Here is a 22,562-nt window from a genome sequence, read left to right as displayed (position 1 = left end):
TAAATGTTAATTGTTCTGCACTTTTAAATATCTGCTAATCAATTCACCTAGCTTTTCGTAGCCTGTTTCGTTGGGATGCAGGCCATCGCTGAATAGTTGCTCGTTAATTTTGCCGGATGGTTGAAGGAAGCGTTTTCCGGCATCTACGTATTGGATATTTTTTCCGGCGGTGCGTTTTGCGATCAGCTGGTTAATGCGCACTACCCTGCTTTCCATATTGCGGCGGGGAAGTATGCCCATCAGTATAATTTTAGTGCTGCCTTGTTTGGCTTGTATTTGTTGCAGCAGGAACTTGATACCGTCTGCAATTTCTTCATCGGTATTTACCTGCAGGTTGTTGGTGCCAATCATCAGTACAATATAGCGGGGAGTAATACCATCCAGTTCGCCGTGTTGTATGCGCCACAGTACATTTTCTACCCGGTCCCAGCCGAAGCCCATATTCACAGCCTGTTTAGGCTCAAAGTATTTATCCCATGAACTGGTTCCCCTGCGTACTTTGGCGACGGGGTTGCCGCCCCAAAAATGCGTGATGGAATTACCCATGAACACTACTTTCGGCTGGTGTGCTTTATTCCAGGCCATTACTTCCTCATGCCTGGTTTCCCAGTCGTAGTTAGCGGCATCGCGACGTTGCGTGATGGGTGTGGTGGTAGCTGTGTTGCCATCTTCCTCGTGAAAGATTTCCCGGATCTTTTTCGCATAGGCGTTGGCGTAGTGCATCATACCAATATCATTGGGATGCGTGCCATCTACCATGCTTTCAATGTCCTGGCCTATTTCTTCTTTTGTGAGCAGGCTGATATTTTTCACGCCGGCTTTCAGCAGGGAGTCCCTTACTTCCCGCAAGGTGATGTTCACCTGTGTATAGGCGGCTTTGCGGGTGGAGTCCATTTCACCATCGGTGTAGCCATCGTGTTCCGTTAACAGGATAGGCGTACCGGGCCGCTGCTGTTGCAGGAATGTTACGGCGGCGGTTATACGTTTTTTGAGTTCCGCGCCGGCATATTGTGTGCCGGTGAGGTTAGGCAGGCAATCCAGCACAAAGAGACGGGCATCCAGTTCGGCTACCCGGTCGAGCACTTCCTGCTCGAGGCGGCCGTTGCCGGAGAAGGCGAGATTGATTACCGGCGTTTCCAGCTGCCGGGAAAGGATGTTTGTCCAGGCCATACCCGGCCGCGATGCGCAGGCGCCCTGCGCAATGGAGGTGCCGTATACCACTATGGGCGCCTCTTTCCGGACCGGCAGGGGCTTGAACATACTTTCTTCCGGTATGTCTACAGATAACCATTTTACGGAATTATACAACGGGAGATAAAGTGTATAATCGATATTCTTTACATGGTGATCGTATTTCTTCAGGCGGGTGAACCGGTATACAATGGTATCGCGGAAGTCGTATTTCCCGGCGCACCACATCCATTGTCCGTCTATGCTTTTGGCGTAGAGGTCTACCCCGCTTACGCCGGTAGCGGGCATGTGCGGCATGGCTGCAGGGCCGGAAACGGTGTACTTGATGACTATTTCGTCTGCGTCTGTTCTGAAGCGGAGACTAAGCCCTGCGCTGTTGTTCGACAAGTTCCATACCGGTGGCCGCACTTCTTTTTCAGATTTCGCGGGCAGGCGGTCGTAATAGCTTTTCAATCCTGTTTTCCATCCTTGTCCTTCCAGCGCATAAACGCTGTCGGTCGTGGCCGGCGTCCATGTTTTAAAAACACGGGGTGTTTGCCCAAAGCACATACCGGCGAACAGCAGCAGTGCGGCGGCGATAGGCATCATTTTCATCTTCATAACATACGCGAATTTTGTCTTTCTCTCTGATTACGCTGATTATAGTGATTATATTTTAGCGGAGATGGGTAGCAGCTAGTAGCCCCACTTTTTCATTACGGCGAGGTCGTCGCGCACGGCATCCAGCGGCGCCTGTCCCTGGTAGGACTCCTGCTCAATAATAAAGTGTTTGGTGCCACCGGATTTTTTACCCAGGTCAATCACTTCCTTCACTGGTATGATGCCTTTGCCTAATACGGTGCTTTCGTATTTACCACCCATTTCCCCCTTGTCTGTTTTAATTTCATCCTTTACGTGCATGAGCTCAAAGCGGCCAGGGTATTGTTTAATAATGTCCAGTGCGATACCGCCGACATGGTACATATTGCCGATATCCAGCTGTTGTGCCACCAGGGAAGGATCTGTGTTTTGCAGGATGAGGTCGAAGATCTTTTGCCCGTTCAGCTGCTGGCTGAATTCAAAATCATGGTTATGATAGCCGAACTTCATACCTGATTTTTTACACAAGGCGCCGCTTTTATTGAATACGTCCATATAAGCTTTGAAGTCGTCGTAATTTTTACGAAGACTTTCATCCAGCCAGGGGCTGATCACATAGTGCTGTCCTACGATGGCGGCATCTTCCACGGTATATTTCCATTCGTCGGTGAAATCATTTTTTGCTGCATCCCAATGCTGTTTGCCCATTACGGTATGTCCGCTTGGCATCAGCAGGCCGAGATCGTCCAGGAGTTTTTTAAATTCTTTGGCGGAATAGCCATAAAATTTCCGCTGGCTGTACCCGGCATGTTCCACATTTTTGTATCCCATGGCGGCCAGCTGTTTGAGCGTACCCAACGGGTCTTTCTTCATATCATCGCGGATGGAATACAGTTGTATGCCCAGCACGGGCTTACGTACTGTGGCTGCCAGCAGATCGTTTGACAGCAGCGCGGTACCGGCGATCGCCAGGCTCCCTTTCAACAGGAAATTTCTTCTTGAAATACTCATAGTAAAAGATATTTTGAATGTTGAATGATGACTGTTAAAGTGCAAATGCCAGGTAAGTATCTCCTGATTTCTTTCCCAGTTTACCGCCGCCGCAGGCGATCACCACAAATTGTTTCCCTTCCACTTCGTACACCGCAGGTGTGGCAAAGCCGCAGGCGGGCAGGTCGGTTTCCCACAGGAGCTGTCCTGTTCTTTTATTAAAAGCCCTGAACTTGCTGTCGGCCGTAGCGGCAATGAACAGCAGTCCGCCGGCGGTTACTACCGGTCCGCCGTAATTTTCCGTACCACTGTGAATGCCTTTTGCTTTCAGTTCGGGGTAATCGCCCAGGGTATCTTTCCACAGCACTTTTCCCGTGTTGAGGTCAATGGCGCTCAGTGTGCCCCAGGGCGGCATTACGGCCGGGTATCCTTCTTTCGTTAAAAATTTATTATAGCCGGTGGTGCGGTAAGGTAAATTCGTATATGCATCTACGTTTTTCCGCGGCGCCGTAAACGGTTGTTGTTGTTTCGACTTTACATCCAGTAAAAAGACGGCCAGCGCTTTTTTCTCGCTGCTGTCCAGCTGTTTGAAAGCCGGCATCATTCTGCGGCCGGTGTTCACCAGTTGTTCCAATGCAGTTTCCGTATATTTTGCCTGGATATTTAAGAGAGATGGAAAATTACCGCCGCCTTTGCGCTCCGGTCCGTGGCACGACATACAATTGGCGGTATACAACCGTTTCCCTGCCTGGAGTTGTGTTTCCGTAGCGGAAGGATGCTGGTCCTTTGCTTCCACCATGGTGAGCACCCAGGGCATTTCGCTGGCGTTTACATACAGGATGCCGGTTTCAGGATCTGCTGCGGGGCCGCCCCACTCCGCGCCGCCATCAAAGCCAGGAAAGATCACGGTGCCTTGCCTGGAGGGCGACAGGAAAATGTGGCCGGTTTTATAGGATGCCAGCCGCGCTTTGATACCGGCATAGGACGAATCCGGTACCAGGGTGTTCAGGTCTTTTTCCGACAGCGATTGCCGCACAAATGGTTTAAAAAAGCTGGGTATGGGTTGCGTGGGTGATGCCCATTCCCCGGGTAATGTGGTATCTGCCGGTATAGGCGTTTCCGTTACCGGGTATAGTGGTTGGCCGGTGCGACGGTCCAGCAGGAAAATGAATCCCGTTTTCGTCACCTGTACCACTGCTTCCACTTGCCGGCCGTCTTTTTTCACGGTTATCAGCATGGGCGCGGTGGGAAGGTCCCGGTCCCACAGGTCGTGATGCACTGTTTGGAAATGCCAGATCCTTTTGCCTGTGGCCGCGTCCAGTGCCAGCACGCAATTGGCGAAGAGATTGTTGCCGGGTCTTTTGCCGCCGTAGAAGTCATCTGTAGCTGATCCCACCGGGGCATACACGATGCCTTTCTCTTCATCCAGGCTAAATCCTGCCCAGGAGTTGGCCCCGCCGGTGTGTTGCCAGGCGTCTTTGTCGTTCCACGAATCATAGCCTTCTTCTCCCGGTTGCGGAATGGTATGAAAAATCCATTTCAACCGGCCGTTGTGCACATCGTAAGCCCGGATGTAGCCCGGAGCTGCGCCGGCGGCTTCTCCCACGCGGGTGCCTACAATCAGCAGGTTTTTATAGATGATGCCCGGTGTGGTGGAAGTAATATCCAGTTGATCCATGTTACGGCCCATATCGCGGTGAAGATCCACATACCCGCTGTCGCCAAAGGCTTTAACAGGCACGCCGCTCTGGGCATCTATACAATACAGCCGGCTGCCGGCCGTATAAAAAATGCGTTGTTCTTTGCCGCCGTTTTCATAATAGGTAATGCCCCTGCAGGGATTAAACTGGAAAGCGTTCTTTTCGCCGGTTTTTACAGGGTCAAATGTCCAGTACGACTTTCCAGTATCCGCCTGCACGGCAAATAGTTTCAGCTGTGGGGAAACGCCGTACAGCCGTTCTCCCACCACGATGGGGTTCACCTGGATCTGTGTCCGTTCTGCGGTGTCGCCGGTACGGTATGCCCAGGCGATTTTTAATTGTGACACATTGCTGGTATCCAGTTCCGTTAAGGCGCTGTAGTGAATGTTTTCCTTACTGCCGCCGTATACCTGCCAGGTGCGGTGCGCAGTGTTTTTTGAGGTGCAGGATAGTAATAACGTGGAAACTATCAACCCGTAACTGAATTTCAGGAGCATCGGAAAGAAAGTGATTTTCTGTTCCTTTAAAAATATACTTTTTAAAATTATTTTTTAATAAAACTACGGCAATGGTAAAAATAACAAAGAGAAGGCAGGCCGCCTTCTCTTTGTTATTCTGTATGTCATTAATATTATCCTTTCATTTTTACTACCAGCAGGCCATCCGGCACATCGCCGGGGCGGAGGCCCGAGAGGTCTACCAGGCAGTCCTTTCCTTTCTGCTGCCACCTGATAGCTTTAGTGCTGCCCAGCACAGTGGCCACAGCGCCTTTTGCCGGCGTATAATCGCGGATCACCACCTGCTGACGGTAAGCCGGAACAAAGCAATACAAAGCGCCCGGCTTTTGGGTGAAGAACAATTCCACGTTGGCATGCTGATCTGATTTTTTCACCAGCTGGGAAATGTTGTAACCAGACATATAGCTGGCTTCCTTCGTTTCGGGGCGTTTACCGGTGCTCCACTGCTGGCTTAACTTCCAGGGTTTGGAGTCGTAGATGGCTTCCCCGTTTACCTCCAGCCATTTGCCGATGTCCAGCAGCTTTTGCTGCATGATCACGGGAATACGGCCATCTGCCGTGGGTCCTATGTCCAGGAGGAGGTTACCACCCCGGGATACAATATCTACCAGCATCAGTACCAGGTCCGCGCTTTTCTTGTAGTCGTCCGCGGTTTCCATACGGTTATAGCCGTACGATTGCCCGATGCCCTGGCTCTCTTCCCAGATAACGCCGGGCTGCATGCCGCTGCCATACTCAGAAGTAAGATAGGTAGCGCCGTTGTTTTTACCACGGGTATTACTGCCCCAGCGGTCATCTACCACTACTTCATTTTTTACCGGCGACTCATTAAACAGCCAGGCCAGCAGCGACGGACTTTGCCAGGCCGTATCGGTCAGTTCCCATTCTCCATCCGAAAATATAACAGAAGGTTTGTAACGGGTTACCAGGTCTTTAAACTGCGGCGTCATTACTTCCTTTACATACCGTTGTTTATCTTTTAACCAGAGCGGGTTAAACCATTCGTACAGGGAATAATAGTAGCCCATCTTCAGTCCTTCCTTGCGCACAGCGTCTGTGAGATCTCCCAGTAAATCGCGTTTAGGCGTTCCCGTAACAGCGTTCCAGGAATGACCCCAGGATTCGTTTGCCTGTTTATTGTCCCACAGGCAATAGCCTTCATGGTGTTTGGAAGTAAGCACTACGTATTTAGCGCCGGAGCGGCGGAATATTGATGCCCACTGCCGGGGGTTATACAACGAAGCGGTGAACTGGCTTTCAAAATTTTCATACGGCGTATCCTTTCCGTAATTCTTATCATGAAAAGCCTGTACCTGCTGATGGGAACCTTCTTTAGTGCCTCTCAGGTTGTACCAGTACCATTCGGAATAACCACCGGGGCCTACCACCGCATAAGACGGCACTGCATACACACCCCAGTGAATAAAGATGCCGAACTTGGCATTGCTGAACCAGGCAGGAATGCCCCGCTTATTGAGGGAATTCCAGTTGGCTTCATATTGCTGGGCAAAAACCAGGGAGGCGCTCATCAGCAAAATGAGCATCCCGATACTGCGTTTTATCATAACAGGAAATTTAGATCTTAATGGCCATCAAAATTAATCAATGCATTCAGCTATAATAATGGTATTTTCTCTGAATATGATAAATACTTCCCTGTCGCGCTGCCTGCCGGTGTTGTCTGCACATTTACCCCGGACGTCTATTCTTCCTTAATGAACGCCGTTAATGCGGCTAGCTTTATAAAAATCAGTAGCTTTATCCGGACAGCAGATGAAAAAAAATATCTCTCTGAAAAAAATTACGATCGCGCTGCATATAGTGATATGGAGCGTAATACTGTTGTTGCCCTATATCGTTTCCAGTGCAGCCAGTGGCTACCGGATAGGCAGCTTGCCTGGCTTGTTCTTTACCCTTTCCGGTATTATCCATATGGCCATCTTTTATATCCATGCCCTCGTGCTGTATCCCAGGTTGTGGAACAGGCGGTATTGGTGGCTTTATTTTCCTGCGGTTATACTGCTGATAGGACTGTCGTTCCCGTTAAAATATACGATCATGGCACATTGGTTCCCGGATGTTGCGCGGGACCTGGCAGCGTATAAATTTGTGTTCGGCCCGTCGGTGGCGGTATATTTTATCAGCCTGGTATACTGCCGGGTAACAGACATGCTGCGCGCAGAAAGACGGCAGAAGGAACAACAGGCGGAGCAACTCAGTTCGGAGCTGAAATTCCTGCGTTCGCAGGTGAGTCCGCATTTCCTGTTTAATGTGTTAACCAACCTGGTATCGCTCGCCAGGAAAAAATCCGACCAACTGGAACCGGCGCTTCTCATGCTATCCGACCTGATGCGTTATATGCTGTACGATACCGGGAAAAAGGTGCTGCTTTCCCAGGAGATCCTGTACCTCAACAGTTATATTGCCCTGCAAAAGCTGCGCTTCGGCAACGAAGTGGCCATTAACGTGAAAACGGCCGCCAGTCAGGCTGCCGGCAACTACACCATAGAACCCATGCTGCTGATCCCATTTGTGGAAAATGCTTTCAAGCACGGTACCGGCTATACGCCGCATCCTGCTATTGATATACAGCTGGCCATGAAAGAGGATGTGCTTATCTTTGAAGTACTGAATGAATACGATAACGATCCCAATGCCAGCAAGGATGAAAACTCTGGTATTGGTTTGGCAAATGTAAAAACAAGACTGCAACTGCTGTACCCCGGACGGCATCAGCTGCAGATCAGGGACGAACCACCGCTATTTCATATTACCCTAACACTGAAGCTCACATGATACGTTGTATAGCCGTAGATGATGAACAACTGGTAAGGGAGTTGCTGGAAGATAATATCCGGCAGGTGCCCTTCCTGCAACTGGTAAAAACCTGCCGCAATGCCATGGAAGCGCTGGAGGTATTACAGCAGGAGCCCATTGATCTTATTTTCCTGGACATACAGATGCCCCGGCTGAATGGCCTGCAGCTATTACAATCGCTGCAGCAACCGCCCATGGTGATTCTTGTTACCGCCTATGAAGAATACGCACTGGAAGGATTTAACCTGCAGGTAGTAGACTACCTGCTTAAACCATTCTCCTTTGAACGTTTTCTGAAAGCGTGTAACCGTGCCAGTGAGTTGTTCCGCCTGAAAAGGCCGGCGATTGCAGAAGACCATTCCTTTTTTGTAAACGTGGAATATACCCAGGTAAAGATCCTCACAGCCGACATTACCTATATAGAAGGATTAAAAGACTATATCAAGATTCACCTGTCCGGTACCGCCAAACCCGTGCTCACCCGCATGACCATGAAAGCGATGGAAGAGAAACTTCCTCCCGGCGCTTTTATCCGCACGCATAAATCCTACCTTGTGGCCGTGAAGAAAATCACCACGGTGAAACGCGACCTCGTATGCATCGGCAACATTGAAATACCCGTGAGTGAATTCTACAAAGAGAACGTCACCCGGATGCTGCAATCCTGAACCGTTCCTGTTTTGTCGCTACACTTTCCCTTCCCGTCTACTCTCCAAAATAACATTCACTCATCCCGGTAGCTTTGCGGTTATAATACTAACCGTCATGAAAACAGGGTTATTTTTCATCGCACTCCTTCCCTTTGCCGCCAACGCGCAAAGCAAACAGGACACCACTATAAAAAGTAAACGTCCCCTGCAGGAAGTTGTAGTAAGCGCCGGCAGCTTTGAAGCCAGCGACCGCGCCAAAGGCGCCTCGCTCACCCCTATCGACGCGGTAACGGTGGCCGGCAGTAATGCTGATATTGCACAGGCGCTGCGCTCCCTGCCCGGCGCCCAGCAGATCGGTGAACAATCAGGGCTTTTTGTACGCGGTGGCACCGGTGATGAAACGCGGCAGTTCATCGACGGTACCCTGCTCAAAACACCCAACTACCCTGCCGTTCCCGGCGTGCCGCAATATGCCCGCATCAACCCCTTCCTGTTCAAAGGCATCCTGTTCAGCTCAGGAGGATACTCCGCTTTATACGGCTCCGCCATGAGCAGCGCGCTTATCATGGAAAGCACCGACCTGCCGGAAAAAACCTCCGCCAGCTTCAGCGTGTTCCCCGCTAACCTGGGCGCGGGCTTCCAGCACCTGGCACAGGATAATAAAAGCAGTTATGGCGTGAACCTCAATTACAGCAATCAATCGCTGTACAACAGCGTAGTGCCGCAGGTACCTGACTATTTCGCAGGACCGGCATATGCAGATGGTAACTTCAACTTCAGGATACGTACCGGCAAAACAGGTATGCTCAAACTTTACAGCAACTGGAGCTACAGTAATGTGGGTATGCGCAAACCAGACATCGACAGTGCCGCGCTCAATGCAGGGTACCAGGTGCGCGGCTGGAACAGCTATAATAACCTCAGCTTCCGCAGCTACCTGGACAACAACTGGAAGATGGACCTCGGCGCTGTGTACAGCTATAACCGCGAAGCTACGGCCAACAGCCTCACGGACGCGAAAGGTAATACCGCTGTTTCATCTCTCCCTTATAAAACAGGCGACCGCAACATCCGCACTGATTTTGCGCAGGCCAGGGTTGTATTCACCCGCTTCTTTTCCAAAGGACAAGCACTGCGCTTTGGCGCTGAACATTTTTATACCCGCGATAAAGGCCTATCCAACGACAGCGCTATTGCCTTAACAGATCACCTGTCGGCCGCTTTTGCCGAAGGCGATATTTACCTGGCCCCCAACCTCGCCGCCAAAGCCGGTGTACGCATGGAATATGCTACCGTGCTCCGCAAGCTGGTAGCAGCGCCCAGGATAAGCCTTGCTTACCGTCTCCCGGACGCCAGCCAGTTTAACCTCGCCTATGGCATCTTTTACCAGGAGCCGGCCAACGAATTTCTTTACCAGTTCCGGGATCTCAATTTTTCCAGCGCCGCCCATTATGTGCTGAACTACACCAAAAAAGCCAACAACCGTTTCTTCCGGGCAGAGTTGTATTATAAGAAATACCGCAACCTGGTTAAGACAGTACCCGCATTGAGCAATAACGGAAACGGCTATGCGCAGGGACTGGAGCTTTTCTGGCGGGATAAAAAAAGTATCAAAGACCTGGACTATTGGGTAACGTATACCTACCTGGATACCAAACGTAACTATCTTGACTATCCTTATGCCCTCCGGCCTTCCTTCACGGCGCCGCATACCACTACGGTGGCGATTAAAAAGTTTTTCCGGGAGATCAGCACCAACGTGAATGTTTCCTGGGCACTGGCAGCAGGACGGCCCTACTACAATATCGGTACCAACGGCATTACGGACCAGGGCACCACGAAGGCATATAACATCGCCAACCTGCACGTGGCTTACCTCTGCTCCTTCTTTAAAAACCGGAAGTGGAAAGATTTCTCCGGCTTTGCGATGGGTGTTAACAACCTCTTTGGAACCAAACAGGTATTCGGCTATCAATACAGTGCAAACGGGCAATTCAGGGAGCCGGTAACGCTGCCGGCTACACGTGGTTATTTCATCGGCGTATTTATGAGTTTCGGTATAGACCGTACCGACGACTTTCTTAATAATAATTTATAAAACACTAAACACACATCAACATGAAAAAACTATTTATCTGCGCCCTTATGTTAGTATCAGGCTACAGCAGTATGGCGCAATCCAATGCATTACAGCAGGCCGTTAACCAACTGGACCAGGCGCAAACGGTGAAAGATTATACGGCGCTGGAGAAAACATTTTCCGGTATCAACGAACAACCGGCCTGGCTGCCGCCCTATTATACGGCGCTGTGCAATGCAAAGACCGGCTTCCTCCTGCAGGACGACGGCGAAAAGATAGAACCCTTCGCCGACCGCGGTGAAGCAATGGCGCAAAAGGCGCTCTCGTTGCTGGACAGCACCACGCAGAAAAAAGAACTGGCAGAAGTATACACCGTACTAAGTATGGTATACCGCACCAGGGTATTCATCAATCCAATGACCTACGGCCGCAAATACGGCGTACTGTCCGGACAGATGCTTCAGAAAGCGCTGGCATTGGACCCCGGCAATCCACGCGCACTATATGTGGCGGCGTGGGTAAAATACTACACGCCGAAAATGTGGGGCGGCGATAAGGAACAGGCAAAGAAACTGGCTACAGAAAGCCTGCAAAAGCTGGGCAACCCCGGCACAGATGTGTACCCGCACTGGGGCCGGACAGACGATCAGCAATTGCTGGGTAAAATTAAATAACCTTTAAAAAGAATGATGATGGGATTTGGAATTGTTATCGTGCTGCGTGTGCTGTTTGCGGCCAGCATGGTATTTATTATCGGTTATGTTTTTGGCGGATTTTCAAAAAAACCGGCCCTTCGCACTATCACTAAAGTAGCTTCCATACTGGTGATTGTATTATTTATTGCGGCTAATGCGCTGCTCACCCGGATGGCAATACGTCATTGGAATAATGATCCCGGGTGCCACCGCGGGCATGAGGAAAAAACAACCATTGTACATCCTTAAAACCAGCAGGACCGGCTATAGCAGCCGGTCCTGTTTTTACATCAAACCTGCCGCTTTTAACGACGTGGTTACTTTTGTGATCAGTTCGTGGGTAGTGCGTTCATACGCATCATCCGATTCGTTGCTCACCCAGCAACTCAGGATCACTTTCACCGCGCCTCCATCGATGCCGCTGTACCAAACTGTTTTGGGTTTATCCGGCACTACCTCTTTCATCTGCACTACAATATCTGTCATGATCTTTTCTGCCTCCTTCAGTTTATCCGACAATGGAATAGAGAAGGTGAGTGCAATGCGCCGCAGTGGTGTGAGTGAATGATTGATAATAGGTTTCTGGAAAATTTCTTTATTCGGAATAATGACATGCAGGCCATCTGCGGTGATCATGGTAGTGGATCTTAACTGGATGGAATCCACCCTTCCCGTAAAACCGTTGGTTTCAATAATATGACCTACCTCAAACGGCTTTTTGAAAGTGATAAAAATACCGGAAATAAAATTGGCGGTCAGGTCCTGGAAAGCAAAGCCAAGTGCCAGTCCGATAATACCGGCGCCTGCCAGCAACGAGGTAACGGCTTTATCCAACCGCAATACATTCAGCGAAATAAATAAGCCCAGCAATAAAAACAGGATATAGAATAAACTGGATACCAGGTTGGAGATGGCAGGCGTTTCAGACAACCGTTGCGAAAACCGGTAGGTGATCTTACGGGTAAAACGCGCCAGCAATAAAAACAGCGTAAAGATGATCACCGCCAGTATAAAATTGGGTGTCATTTTAACCGCGGTAATAAACCAGTTATGCAGTTTATCAAAGATCAGCTGACTGTAGCTGGTAAATTGTTCGTTCATACACTATAGAATAAAATGCACAATACCTGTAAATATCTCTACAAACCTATGCTTCATATAAAAAAAAGGCGGGTGAATAACCGGCCTCAGACAGAATGGGTTTTGCCACGTTAAACACTTTGAGGCCGTTGATCTGGCCTTCCAGCTTCCCTACATGGGCATGCCCATGGAAGGCCGCTACCACCTTACGTCTTGTTAAGGGTTCTGCCAGGCGGGAGCAGCCCAGGAATGGGTAGATCTCCTGTGATTCTCCCACTACCGTTTCCAATACAGGAGAATAATGCATCAGTGCAATTTTCCGGATATCGGGATGTTCCTGGTCCAGCCGCGCCAGCGCCCTGTCGAGCCGCAAAGCCTCATCCACACCTGTTTGCACAAAAGCCTTCATTTCATCCTCTCCGAACATAGAGAGCATATGCCCGTCGAATCCACCGCCGAAACCCTTTACGCCGGCAAATCCTATCCCGTTGATGATCGTGCATTCGCCATCCAGGATATGTACATCGCGTGTTTCCTGGATAATTTGCCGGATCAGTTTATGCCGCCCTTTTTCGTAATCATGATTGCCTAATACGGCTACAACAGGGATGGTGCAGGCAGCCAGCTCTCCGGCCAGCACCTGTGCTTCTGATTCATCGCCGGTATCGGTCAGATCGCCCGCAATGAGCAATACGTCTGCCTTAGCGGAGATGGCTTTGAAATAATCCGTCCATTTTCCTTTGTCGTTGGCGCCTATATGCAGATCGCCTACCGCTGCTATCCTCGTTGGTTGTGTTGCTGCTGCCATAATCAAACCGTTTTTATGGTAGATGATTTATAATTCCATTCTTTTATATCAGTGGCATATTGTGTCTGATCAATTACCGGTCCCCGGCAAACCCTTTCTGTTGGCGGTGGCAGCTCATACTGTTCCAGCGCCCGTTGCATTAACTCGGCAAAAAGCCAGCGGGGAATGATGCGGTGAAAATCTGCCGGGTATACAAACTGAAAATTGATCAGCTGCTGCAGTAACAAATGCCAGTGCTGATCCAGCCGGAATAAGATCCGCTTCCAGTTGAGTGGATTATGCCGCAGGATCACATGGTTAACATCCGCGCCGTCGTACCGCTCCCTGTTCTGCACGTATATCTTACACCAGATCAGTTCTTCAGGAGATATCAGCTTTACCGGCACTCCTTCAAAAATGGCCGGCACGGCGTGTTCATACCAGGTATCATCCACCCGGCAAATGTTATTGACCGTATCAAAAATGATATCTATAAAATATTCTCCCTTGAATACTTTCGCTAACCAACGCACATCGGTTAACTCTACTGTATATCCTTCCAGTTTGCCGAAGTATTTCAATATTTTGGGGTATTCTGTCCACTTACAAAAGATATCGAGATCTTTGGTATCGCGGTAAATGCCGGTATAATGAAACATGGCAAAAGCGCCACCCAGCATAAATTCCGCCCCACTCTTCTCTAAATGCAGCAAGGCCTCTTTATAAAAGGCGTGTGCTTCACTGCTGTGCACCGCGGCCTCAAAAACCATGTGTCCGTTAAGATTTGCCATAGCTGCTGGTATTTGGTAGATGAAGTAAAAACCAAACGCTATGCCATGCGCACAACATGGTTTGTTTTTTGGACGCCCTCTTATGTATACCCAACTTTTGTTACTTATAAATTCAGTACAATGGCTACTATGCAAACCACGAAAACAAGTACACGAAAAAGTACACGTACTGCTGCCGCAAAGAAAGCGGCGCCAAAAAAAGCGGCAGCCAAAAAAACAGGCAGCATCGCTAAAAAGAGTAAGGTCACTTCTTTCGATAAATTCAAAACCTTTGGCGATAAACAATATACCGGCGTTCAGATAGGCCGGGGACATCACTGGCACTATGACCAGGGCGACTGGAAAGAAACGAAGATCACACCTGATCTCTGGGAAATATCTTATGCTGTTACCAAGCGCAGAACAGGAAAGGCGCCGGAAGGATCCGGTGTGCCGGTGGGTACGGCGTATCACTGGTACATCCTGGCCCATCAGAGCGCGGTGAAGCTTGATGCCAATGACTATGCTACCACCATGACCGGCCTCAAATTCAAGATTGCACACAAGCGTGCGGATAAAGGCAAATGGAGCACTTCAGGCCCTACGCAACGAAAGCACCTGATTGCATTCCTGAAAAAATTTGTGGCACAGCTGGAGAGCACGGTGATCCCGATTGAATTTGAATTGAATGGTAAAAGCTATAAAGGAGAAGCGGTACCTATCTCGGAAACCTGCGCTAAAGGGGTATGCTATGAAGCAGAAGTGATGCTCAATGATGAAGCCATTGGCATTATACGTTGTGCGAAAAGCGGGTGGAAAATGGATCTTGTAAAAGACAAGAAGCTGATTGATGCTATCGGCAACTGTATTACATTATGGTTTGAGTAGCGGAGGGAAATTGCTTTCCCTCCGCAGTATGATTTATAATTTGTAACCCGGGTTCTGTACCAGGTTGGGATTGGCGTCCAGTTGTGCCTGCGGAATAGGGAACAATTGCCGGAAGGGCTGATCAGCCGGGTGGAACTGCCAGGCGCTGTTCCATTTACCAAAGCGCACCAGGTCCTGGCGACGGCACCCTTCCCAGATAAACTCGCGGCCACGCTCTGCCAGCAGGTTATCGAGGGTGAGCGTAAGCAACGGCTTAGCGGTGGCAAAGCTGCGGGCGCGCACCTGGTTCACCAGGGTGAGTGCTGGTCCGGCCTGACCGGTACGCAGCAATCCTTCTGCCTTGAGCATCAGTGCATCGGCGTAGCGAAAAATAACGAGGTCATTATCCTGGTCTGAATACGCCGTATTTTTCTGAATTTCATATTTAACAATCCGCACACCTTCTGTTTGCGTGGCGTTGGCGAGGTCGCCAATGGTGCGGGAGAAGATGAGTGGCGCGCCCTGTTCTGTTTTCAGCGGCGTACCATCCTGTGCGTATTGCTGTCCTTCGAGGAACATGGTTTTACGTTTATCATCGTCTTCATAAGCCTCATAAAATGCTTTCAGCGTACACCATCCATTCCATGGCGAGCTTGGCAGGCCATAGGTATAACGGCTGTTGTAATGCAGGGTAAGATAATGCAGCATCATGCCTTTGGCGTTGATGGCATCATAAGGCACTACGAAGATATTCTCTTTTGAATTTTCGTTTTTAGTAGAGAAGTTGGCAAAGTAATCGGGCTCCAGCTGGTAACCGATGGCAGTAACGGAGTCGCACATACGAATACAGTCGGCCCAGCGCTGGGTACCGGTATATACCGCAGCATTGGCGTATAGTTTTGCCAGCAGCATAAACGCCATGCCTTTGGTTACTTTACCATAGTTTTTTGTATCCAGGGCAGATGGCAGTACCGCCAGGTTGTCTTTAATTTCCTTTTCTATAAACGTGAACACCTCTGCGCGCGGGGTGTTCTTTGGAGGTTCCGTTTGTTCAAAGGAGGTAACTACCGGCACATTGCCAAATGCGTCCATGGCCAGGTAGTAATGAAATGCGCGGAGCACTTTCATTTGCCCGATGATCTGGTCTTTTGTGGGAAGTACCACGGAAGAAGCTTCCAGCTTTTGCAGGATGGCATTTACCGGGTTCACGCCATCGCGGTAAATAAAGTTCCACATGTCGTTGATGTACTGGTGCGTGATGGGAAACTCGTGACTGATGAGCAAGCGCCACAGGCCCCCTTCGTTCCAGTCGGCCCCGCGGGAAGGCACCGTGGTTTCGTCGGTGGTAACCTCGTTCATTTTCCAGTAGCTGTCGCGGTACCCGCGCATCTTAGCATACGCACCGTTGGCAAAGGCATTGAGTTCATCTTCTGTTTTGAGGAAGTTGTCGTCGGTGCCTCTGTCGTAAAATGTTTCGTCGAGTTTAGTGCAGCTGAAAACCGAGCACATTATGCCGGCCAGCAGGGTATATTTAAAAAATGTTGATTTCATATCAATGGTTTTTATTTAAAGTTCACCGTAAAGCCTACTGCAAAAGAGCGTGTTTTCGGATATACGTTACGGTTATCAATGCCCGGAGCGAGGCCGTCGATAGGCAGTTCCGGATCCAGACCAGAATATTGGGTGATCACGAACAGGTTTTGCCCGGAGATATATACCCGCGGGTTGGCAAACAGCTTGCTGTTGGTGGCGGGGATACTGTAACCGAGCGAGAAGTTATCCAGCCGCAGGAACGCACCGTTTTCAATAAAGCGATCCGATACATAGGTGCCGCGGATATCGCTGCCTGCGTATTTTGCCATTGCATTGCGGCCGGGTAAGCGGCTGAAGCGATCGCTCAATACGAGATCGGTGGCGTTGAAGATCTGGTAGCCAAAAAGGCTGCGTAATAAAAAGTTCAGGTCAAAGTTTTTATAGCGGAAGGTATTGGCCAGTCCTGCCTGGTATTTGGGTAAACCGTTCCCTGCCACGCGGCTGTCGCTGCGGAAATCAAAACTGCCGCTGCCGTCGACATCTTCAAACTGCTGGTTGCCATTGGCATCAATACCGGTATAGTGCGGGATATAGAAGGTACCGATGGAATAGCCGGGTACTACTTTTACGATCTGCACGGCGGTGAGGCCACGGGCGCCCACGGTTCCATCATAGATAGCATCGCTTTTGAACTGGTCGTTAGCGATGGACAGGATCTCGTTATAATTGCGCGAGATGTTGAAGGAAGCGTTCCAGGTGAAATCTTTATGGTCAATAATGGCGCCGCTGAGCGACAGCTCCACGCCTTTGTTGCTGATCTTACCTACGTTGGCCAGCATCGACGGGAACAGGTATGGTGGTGAAGGCACGTTGTAGTTAAACAGCAGGTCTTTGGTGCGTTTATCGTAGTATTCCAGTGTTCCGCTCAGGCGGCCTTTGAACATGGTGAAGTCGAAGCCCGCGTTGAACTGTGCCGCGGATTCCCAACGGAGGTTAGGGTTTTCATTTTGCCCGATCTGGTAGGAAGTCACCCAGCGGCCATTGTCCAGTACTTTACCACCGGGACTGTAAGTAAGCGGGGATTTATAGTTTTGTATTTCCTGGTTACCGGTAACGCCGTAGCCTACACGAAATTTAAGGTCCTGCAGCCAGTTGCTGTTTTGTAAGAAGGGTTCCTGTGTAATACGCCATGCCAGTGAGGCAGAGGGGAAGGTACCCCACTTTTTATCTTTACCAAAACGGGTAGAACCATCGCGGCGCACCGTACCGGTGAGCAGGTATTTATCGTTGTAGCTGTAAAATACACGGCCGATGAAAGACACCAGCGAGTTCTCTTCTGCGCCGGAAGCAACCGCGGGTTGGTCGCCCTGGCCTGCGCCAAGATTATTATAGCTGAAGATATCGGAAACAAACTGGGTGTTGCCGGCCGACATGCTGTTCCTGAAAAAGTTCTGGTAAGAATAACCAGCCGTTACTTTCACTACATTTTTCTTCCATTGCTGGTTGTAGGTGAAATAGGTTTCCAGTGTTTTATTATCCCAGGTTTGGGAGGCGCGGGTAGCGGTGCCGTTGCTGCCTGCTCCTTCTATCACCGGCGATTCTTTTGAATAATACAAACCGCGGTCGCTGGAAGCGCGTTCCAGTCCGAGTAACAGGTCGTAGGTAAGGTGACTGGTAATATCATACGTAGCTTTTGCGGAACCGATAAATTTATTCAGTGCCCGCTGGTGTTTGATCTGGTTGGCCAGGGCAACGGGGTTGTAGTTGTCGTTGATATCCAGTTTTTCAAACCAGGAGCCATCCGTGTTATAAATGGGCGCTGTAGGATTATAGGCGATGGTTTGTTCCCAGATGCGGTTATCGCCGTTGCCATCAGGGTCCGTGCCTATGTATTTATTCTTCTCCCCTACATAGTTCATGGAGAGGCCCAGTCGCAGGCGGTTGTCGAACACGCCCTGGTCGAGTGTAATGCGGCCAATGATGCGTTCCAGGCCGGAGTTCATCACTACGCCTTCGTTGTTGAGATAGTTTACCGAAGCGCTGTAGCGGGTATTGTCTTTTCCGCCGCTCATGGATAAGTTGTGGCTATGGCTGATACCGGTGCGGGTGATGGCCTTTTGCCAGTCGGTAGAGGCGCCGAGGTCGAATGCTGATGCGTCGATATTATTATCCTTGAGGTATTTGCGGTAGTCGCTGGCGCTGAGCACATCGTAGGTGTTGGACATCTTCTCCATACCAATATAACCGCTGTAGGATACCTGTGTAGCGCCTTCTTTGCCGCGGCGGGTAGTTACGATAATAACGCCGTTAGCGCCCCTGGAACCGTAGATAGCTGCTGCCGATGCATCTTTCAACACATCAATAGACACGATATCGTCCGGTGGCACTGCATTGATATCGATGCCGGGGATGCCATCTACCACAAACAGTGGCTGGCTGCTGGCCGACAGGGAGGATGCGCCTCTGAGGCTGATACTGATTTTACCGTTGGGGTTACCGCCGGGTTTACTGATTACGAGGCCGGCTACTTTTCCCTGTAATACCTGAACGGGATTGCTGATGATACCTTTATTAAATTCTTTTGGGGTGATGCTGACGATAGATCCTGTGAGATCTTTTTTCTGGGTTACGCCGTACCCGATCACCACTACTTCTGTGAGGGCGCTGGAAGATTTTTTCAGTTGCACTTCCAGGGTGGCTTTCACCGGCAGCTCCAGGGGTTCATAGCCTACATAGCGGAACAGCAGGGTGCCGCCGGCGGGAGCGTCGAGGGTGAAGTTGCCGTTTTCGTCGGTGAGCGTGCCGATAGCAGTGCCTTTTACCTGTACTGTAACACCGGGCAGGGAGGCATGGTCATCGGCGCCGGAGATGTGTCCTTTTATGCGGATGTTTTCCCAGGCGGTATTTTCGGGGATGATCACCACCAGGTGTCCTTCCAGTTCTTTCCAGGCGAAGCCGCTGCCGGCCAGTACTTTGTCGAGCACCTTTTCCAGTGGTTCTTCCGCCGCGCTGATAGTCACGCGCTGCTGGAGGTCTACTTTGCGGTTGCTGTACAGGAAACGTACATCGGACTGGCCGGCGATGCGGTCCAGCACCTTTTTTATTTCCGTATCCTTTACGTTGATGCTGATGCGCTTCTGGGAGTACCCGGTGGCCGCCACCTGCATGCAGGAAAGTAAGACAATAAAGAATGATAGCTTCATAATGATGAAATACTTGAGCATGACCGTTCTTCGCCGGCATGCATCCGATTGGTTGACTTTTTCCATAAATTTGTGATGACAGGTGATACAATAGCAAGGCCCTGCCATCCCGTCGAAAGGGGCCGGCGCTTTGCTGATTAGCCTTCACACAGGGAATGTTCGTAGCATTTCCTGTGCTTTTTTCATTGAACTGTTTACCGGTTTTCTAGTTTCTCATAACTGGTTTTTAAGTGAACGTGCTTAATAAATGATGATCTGCGTGCTTTGTTGGTCAAAATGGAATTCTTCTGTTAGTTGTAATGCCCGCAATGCCTGGGTAATGGTTTCTGAAGCAAAGGAACCGCTGAATACATAACTTTTCACTGCCTCGTTTCTGAATGTTATTTTTATGCCGTACCAGCGTTCCAGCAGTTTGGCGAGTTGCTCAAAGTTGAGTGATTCAAACTGCAGGCGGTTGCTCACCCAGGCCGTTTCCGACAGGGAGCTGTCGATGGCGGGTAAGGCCGCTGCCTTTGCCATGGTGGCCTTCGACAATACGGGTTTTATAATCAATTTTTTTTCCGGAGATGTTAACGCCGTGTGGCTGCCGATGGCCAGTTTTTCGTACGGGCGTAGCCGTACTTTCTGTTCCGGCGTTTTATCCAGGTATACTTCCACTGCGCCTTCCAGCAAGGTGGTTTCATACAATGCATCTTCCGGGTAGGCTTTTACGTTAAATGCGGTACCGAGTGCGTGGATATTCATGGAGGCTGCGTGTACAATAAACGGTCGGGCCGCGTCTTTAGCCACTTCGAAGTAGGCTTCGCCTTCCAGCCACATTTCACGGGTGCGGGCATTCAGCCGGCAGGTGAGGCGGCTGGAGGCGTTGAGATGTACCGTGCTGCCATCGCTGAGGCGGAACTGCCGGCGTTCCCCGTTGCGGGTTTCCACCAGTTGCCTATCTATTTGCAGATGACGGGGACTCCACCACAGTTGATAGCTCACTGTACACAGCACCCCGATCAGCGCGGCGGCGGCTATCCATTTCCACCAGTGCACGGCTTTTACGATTGTTTCACCCGAGGGTTCCGCTTTAGCCATCATCTCCCTGAAAACAGCAGCAGGAGGAGCTTCCGGTTCCGGTACCGCATGCCAGTATTGTTCCAGCAAAGAAAGTTCCTGCGCCCGCTCCGGGTGTTGCAGCAGTAAGTTTGCCAGTTCCTGCCGGCCGCTTTCATCCAGCGTGCCGCTCAGTTTTGCCGTAATTAATTCATCGAGGCGATGATGGTGCATAGGTGCTGTTTAAATGTTCCCTATGTGGAGAGACACCAAAAGGAACACGATTACTTACAGCTGATGAAAAAAAATTACCGGGTGGGGATTTTGGGATCAAAGTCCCGGCTGTATTGCTGCAATGCTTCCCGCAGGCGGCTGGTAGCGCGTACCAGCTGGGTTTCTACTGTGCGCGGGGAAATTTCCAGGAGGGCAGCTACTTCTTTATACTTAAATCCTTCTTCCCGGATCAGCCGGAAAATGGTGCGGCCCTGCGGGGAGAGGTTGGCCACGGCTTTATCGAGCCACTGCTGCATTTCTTTCCATTCCAGCTGCGGATGCACATCGCCGGAAAGGGGGGCGTTTTCTGCTTCCAGCTCCAGCCACTGGTGCTTCTCTTCATCGCGGTGATGGTTATAGCAGCGGTTACGGACAGCGGTATATAAGTATGTTTTCAGGTATAGTACCGGTTCCCCTTCCCGGCGGTTTTTCCAGAGCTGCACAAATACATCGGACACAATTTCTTCTGCTGCCTCCCTGCTGGTAGCCAGGTCTGTTGCAAAACGCACTAAGCGGGTGTAAAAATGGTTAAACAACTCCCGGAACGACTGCTGATCGTCCGCCCTATAAACCGCATCCCACAGCGCCTGTAAATCAATTGCTGGCATAGTTCCTTATTAGACGAAAAACATTCCCCGTCAAAATAGCTAAATAATTATAATTTTCAAGTGCAGAAAAAGTAAAGATGGCATAAAGCCGGTTCATCAAATGTCAAAACGGCATCCGGAATAAACTGGAGATATATTTGAGCCGACTGTACATTATGGATAACTCAATTTCATTTCTCACACAACAGGTGTCGGACGATAAGAGTTTATTGGATGCCTATTCTCAAACCGTTACCGGCGTAGTGGGTACTGTAGCCGAATCGGTGGTACATATAGAAGTACAGAAAAAAGTAAGCGACCAGCGAACGCGGGAAAGGCGAACGCAGGGAGGCACTGGTTCCGGCTTCATTATTTCTTCCGATGGTTTTATTATTACCAATAACCACGTCGTGGAAAACGCCGACAGTATTAAAGTGTCGTTTGTAGATGGCAGGCGCGTAAACGCAGAAATCAAGGGGGCCGACCCTTCCACGGATATTGCCGTATTAAAGATCGACGAAACGGGGCTGAAAGCGATGCCGCTGGCAGACTCCTCCACGCTGCAGGTAGGGCAGATTGCGATTGCCATCGGTAACCCGATGGGATTGCAATATACCGTTACCGCCGGGGTAGTGAGCGCGCTGGGGCGTACGCTGCGGGCCAGCAATGGCCGGCTGATCGACAATGTGATCCAGACTGATGCCGCCCTTAACCCCGGCAACAGCGGCGGACCACTGGTTAACTCTTTGGGACAGGTAATTGGCGTGAATACCGCAGTTATTGCTTCCGCGCAGGGGCTTTGCTTTGCTATTTCTTCTAACCTGGCAGCACAGATTGCCGGTCAGCTGATCCTGCACGGGAAGATCCGCAGGGCGCAGCTGGGTATTGCCGCACAGCCGGTCAACCTGAGCAGCAGGATGATTGCCGCCAACAAACTCAATATTCACACGGGTGTATATGTGTTTGAAACCGTTCCCGATGGCAATTTCTACAACAGCGAACTGCATATCGGCGATATCATTATTGCATTCGACAATAAACCAGTTACCTCAGTAGACGACCTGCATCTTTTGTTATCCGACAAACAGATCGGCAGGAAGATCCCGGTAGACATACTGCGGGGTGGCAGGAAGCAGGTAGTGGAAGTAATTCCCGGCGAGATAAAAAATTAATAGTGGCACCTGAAAGACAAGGCTGTTCGGGA

At 50.2% G+C, this 22,562-nt stretch carries 18 protein-coding genes; 7 read left to right on the top strand and 11 right to left on the bottom strand.

The window, feature by feature from the left end; all coding sequences use genetic code 11:
• Positions 1-6: 6 nt before the first annotated feature.
• The 4 genes from AB6805_RS21560 to AB6805_RS21545 all read right to left on the bottom strand — a co-directional run bounded on the left by AB6805_RS21560 (position 7) and on the right by AB6805_RS21545 (position 6,543).
• The gene (locus AB6805_RS21560) at positions 7-1,791 is read right to left on the bottom strand and encodes an SGNH/GDSL hydrolase family protein (RefSeq protein WP_370911510.1); all 1,785 of its coding nucleotides are present in this window, start codon (positions 1,789-1,791) and stop codon (positions 7-9) included.
• A gap of 75 nt (positions 1,792-1,866) precedes the next feature.
• Positions 1,867-2,781, bottom strand: a complete 915-nt coding sequence (locus tag AB6805_RS21555) for a sugar phosphate isomerase/epimerase family protein (protein WP_370911509.1) — start codon at positions 2,779-2,781, stop codon at positions 1,867-1,869.
• A 34-nt stretch (positions 2,782-2,815) separates the two neighbouring features.
• Positions 2,816-4,957: a PQQ-binding-like beta-propeller repeat protein gene (locus tag AB6805_RS21550; protein WP_370911508.1), complete on the bottom strand. Its 2,142-nt coding sequence runs from the start codon at positions 4,955-4,957 to the stop codon at positions 2,816-2,818.
• A 134-nt stretch (positions 4,958-5,091) separates the two neighbouring features.
• Complete coding sequence (locus AB6805_RS21545; RefSeq protein ID WP_370911507.1) at positions 5,092-6,543, bottom strand: alpha-L-fucosidase; 1,452 nt, start codon at positions 6,541-6,543, stop codon at positions 5,092-5,094.
• Positions 6,544-6,751: 208 nt separating this feature from the next.
• Here AB6805_RS21545 and AB6805_RS21540 point away from each other — a divergent pair, with 208 nt between their 5' ends.
• From AB6805_RS21540 to AB6805_RS21520, 5 genes are all read left to right on the top strand, one after another.
• A complete protein-coding gene (locus AB6805_RS21540) occupies positions 6,752-7,774 on the top strand; it encodes a sensor histidine kinase (RefSeq protein ID WP_370911506.1) in 1,023 nt (340 codons plus the stop codon).
• Positions 7,771-8,463, top strand: a complete 693-nt coding sequence (locus AB6805_RS21535) for a LytR/AlgR family response regulator transcription factor (protein ID WP_370911505.1) — start codon at positions 7,771-7,773, stop codon at positions 8,461-8,463. The genes AB6805_RS21540 and AB6805_RS21535 overlap by 4 nt, the downstream gene beginning before the upstream one ends.
• A 97-nt stretch (positions 8,464-8,560) precedes the next feature.
• Entirely contained in the window at positions 8,561-10,543 is a 1,983-nt protein-coding gene (locus AB6805_RS21530) for a TonB-dependent receptor plug domain-containing protein (protein WP_370911504.1), read from the top strand.
• 20 nt (positions 10,544-10,563) lie between these two features.
• Positions 10,564-11,199, top strand: a complete 636-nt coding sequence (locus AB6805_RS21525; RefSeq protein ID WP_370911503.1) for a hypothetical protein — start codon at positions 10,564-10,566, stop codon at positions 11,197-11,199.
• Between the two features lie 18 nt (positions 11,200-11,217).
• Positions 11,218-11,469: a hypothetical protein gene (locus tag AB6805_RS21520; RefSeq protein ID WP_370911502.1), complete on the top strand. Its 252-nt coding sequence runs from the start codon at positions 11,218-11,220 to the stop codon at positions 11,467-11,469.
• 36 nt (positions 11,470-11,505) lie between these two features.
• On the opposite strand, the gene AB6805_RS21515 is transcribed toward AB6805_RS21520, so the two are convergent.
• From AB6805_RS21515 to AB6805_RS21505, 3 genes are read right to left on the bottom strand one after another with little or no spacing between them, the layout of a single operon-like run.
• Positions 11,506-12,321, bottom strand: coding sequence for a mechanosensitive ion channel family protein (locus tag AB6805_RS21515; protein ID WP_370911501.1), 816 nt, complete (start codon positions 12,319-12,321; stop codon positions 11,506-11,508).
• 46 nt (positions 12,322-12,367) lie between these two features.
• Entirely contained in the window at positions 12,368-13,108 is a 741-nt protein-coding gene (locus tag AB6805_RS21510; protein ID WP_370911500.1) for a metallophosphoesterase, read from the bottom strand.
• A gap of 2 nt (positions 13,109-13,110) precedes the next feature.
• Positions 13,111-13,878, bottom strand: a complete 768-nt coding sequence (locus AB6805_RS21505; RefSeq protein WP_370911499.1) for a nucleotidyltransferase — start codon at positions 13,876-13,878, stop codon at positions 13,111-13,113.
• A 120-nt stretch (positions 13,879-13,998) separates the two neighbouring features.
• Between AB6805_RS21505 and AB6805_RS21500 the strand changes: the two genes are divergently transcribed.
• Positions 13,999-14,745, top strand: coding sequence for a hypothetical protein (locus AB6805_RS21500; RefSeq protein WP_370911498.1), 747 nt, complete (start codon positions 13,999-14,001; stop codon positions 14,743-14,745).
• A 33-nt stretch (positions 14,746-14,778) separates the two neighbouring features.
• Here AB6805_RS21500 and AB6805_RS21495 read toward each other — a convergent pair whose 3' ends face one another.
• From AB6805_RS21495 to AB6805_RS21480, 4 genes are all read right to left on the bottom strand, one after another.
• A complete protein-coding gene (locus AB6805_RS21495; protein WP_370911497.1) occupies positions 14,779-16,275 on the bottom strand; it encodes a RagB/SusD family nutrient uptake outer membrane protein in 1,497 nt (498 codons plus the stop codon).
• Positions 16,276-16,286: 11 nt separating this feature from the next.
• Positions 16,287-19,460 carry a TonB-dependent receptor gene (locus tag AB6805_RS21490; protein WP_370911496.1) on the bottom strand — a complete coding sequence of 1,058 codons (3,174 nt, stop codon included), beginning with the start codon at positions 19,458-19,460 and terminating at the stop codon, positions 16,287-16,289.
• A 240-nt stretch (positions 19,461-19,700) separates the two neighbouring features.
• Positions 19,701-20,732: a FecR domain-containing protein gene (locus AB6805_RS21485; RefSeq protein WP_370911495.1), complete on the bottom strand. Its 1,032-nt coding sequence runs from the start codon at positions 20,730-20,732 to the stop codon at positions 19,701-19,703.
• A gap of 74 nt (positions 20,733-20,806) precedes the next feature.
• Complete coding sequence (locus AB6805_RS21480; RefSeq protein ID WP_370911494.1) at positions 20,807-21,379, bottom strand: RNA polymerase sigma-70 factor; 573 nt, start codon at positions 21,377-21,379, stop codon at positions 20,807-20,809.
• A 155-nt stretch (positions 21,380-21,534) separates the two neighbouring features.
• Between AB6805_RS21480 and AB6805_RS21475 the strand changes: the two genes are divergently transcribed.
• Complete coding sequence (locus AB6805_RS21475) at positions 21,535-22,530, top strand: S1C family serine protease (RefSeq protein WP_370911493.1); 996 nt, start codon at positions 21,535-21,537, stop codon at positions 22,528-22,530.
• The last annotated feature ends 32 nt before the right edge of the window (positions 22,531-22,562 follow it).

Source organism: Chitinophaga sp. RCC_12 (assembly GCF_041360695.1).
Lineage (GTDB): Bacteria > Bacteroidota > Bacteroidia > Chitinophagales > Chitinophagaceae > Chitinophaga.
Note: the sequence above shows the minus strand (reverse complement) of the source record. Positions and strands in the feature narration are given on the sequence as shown.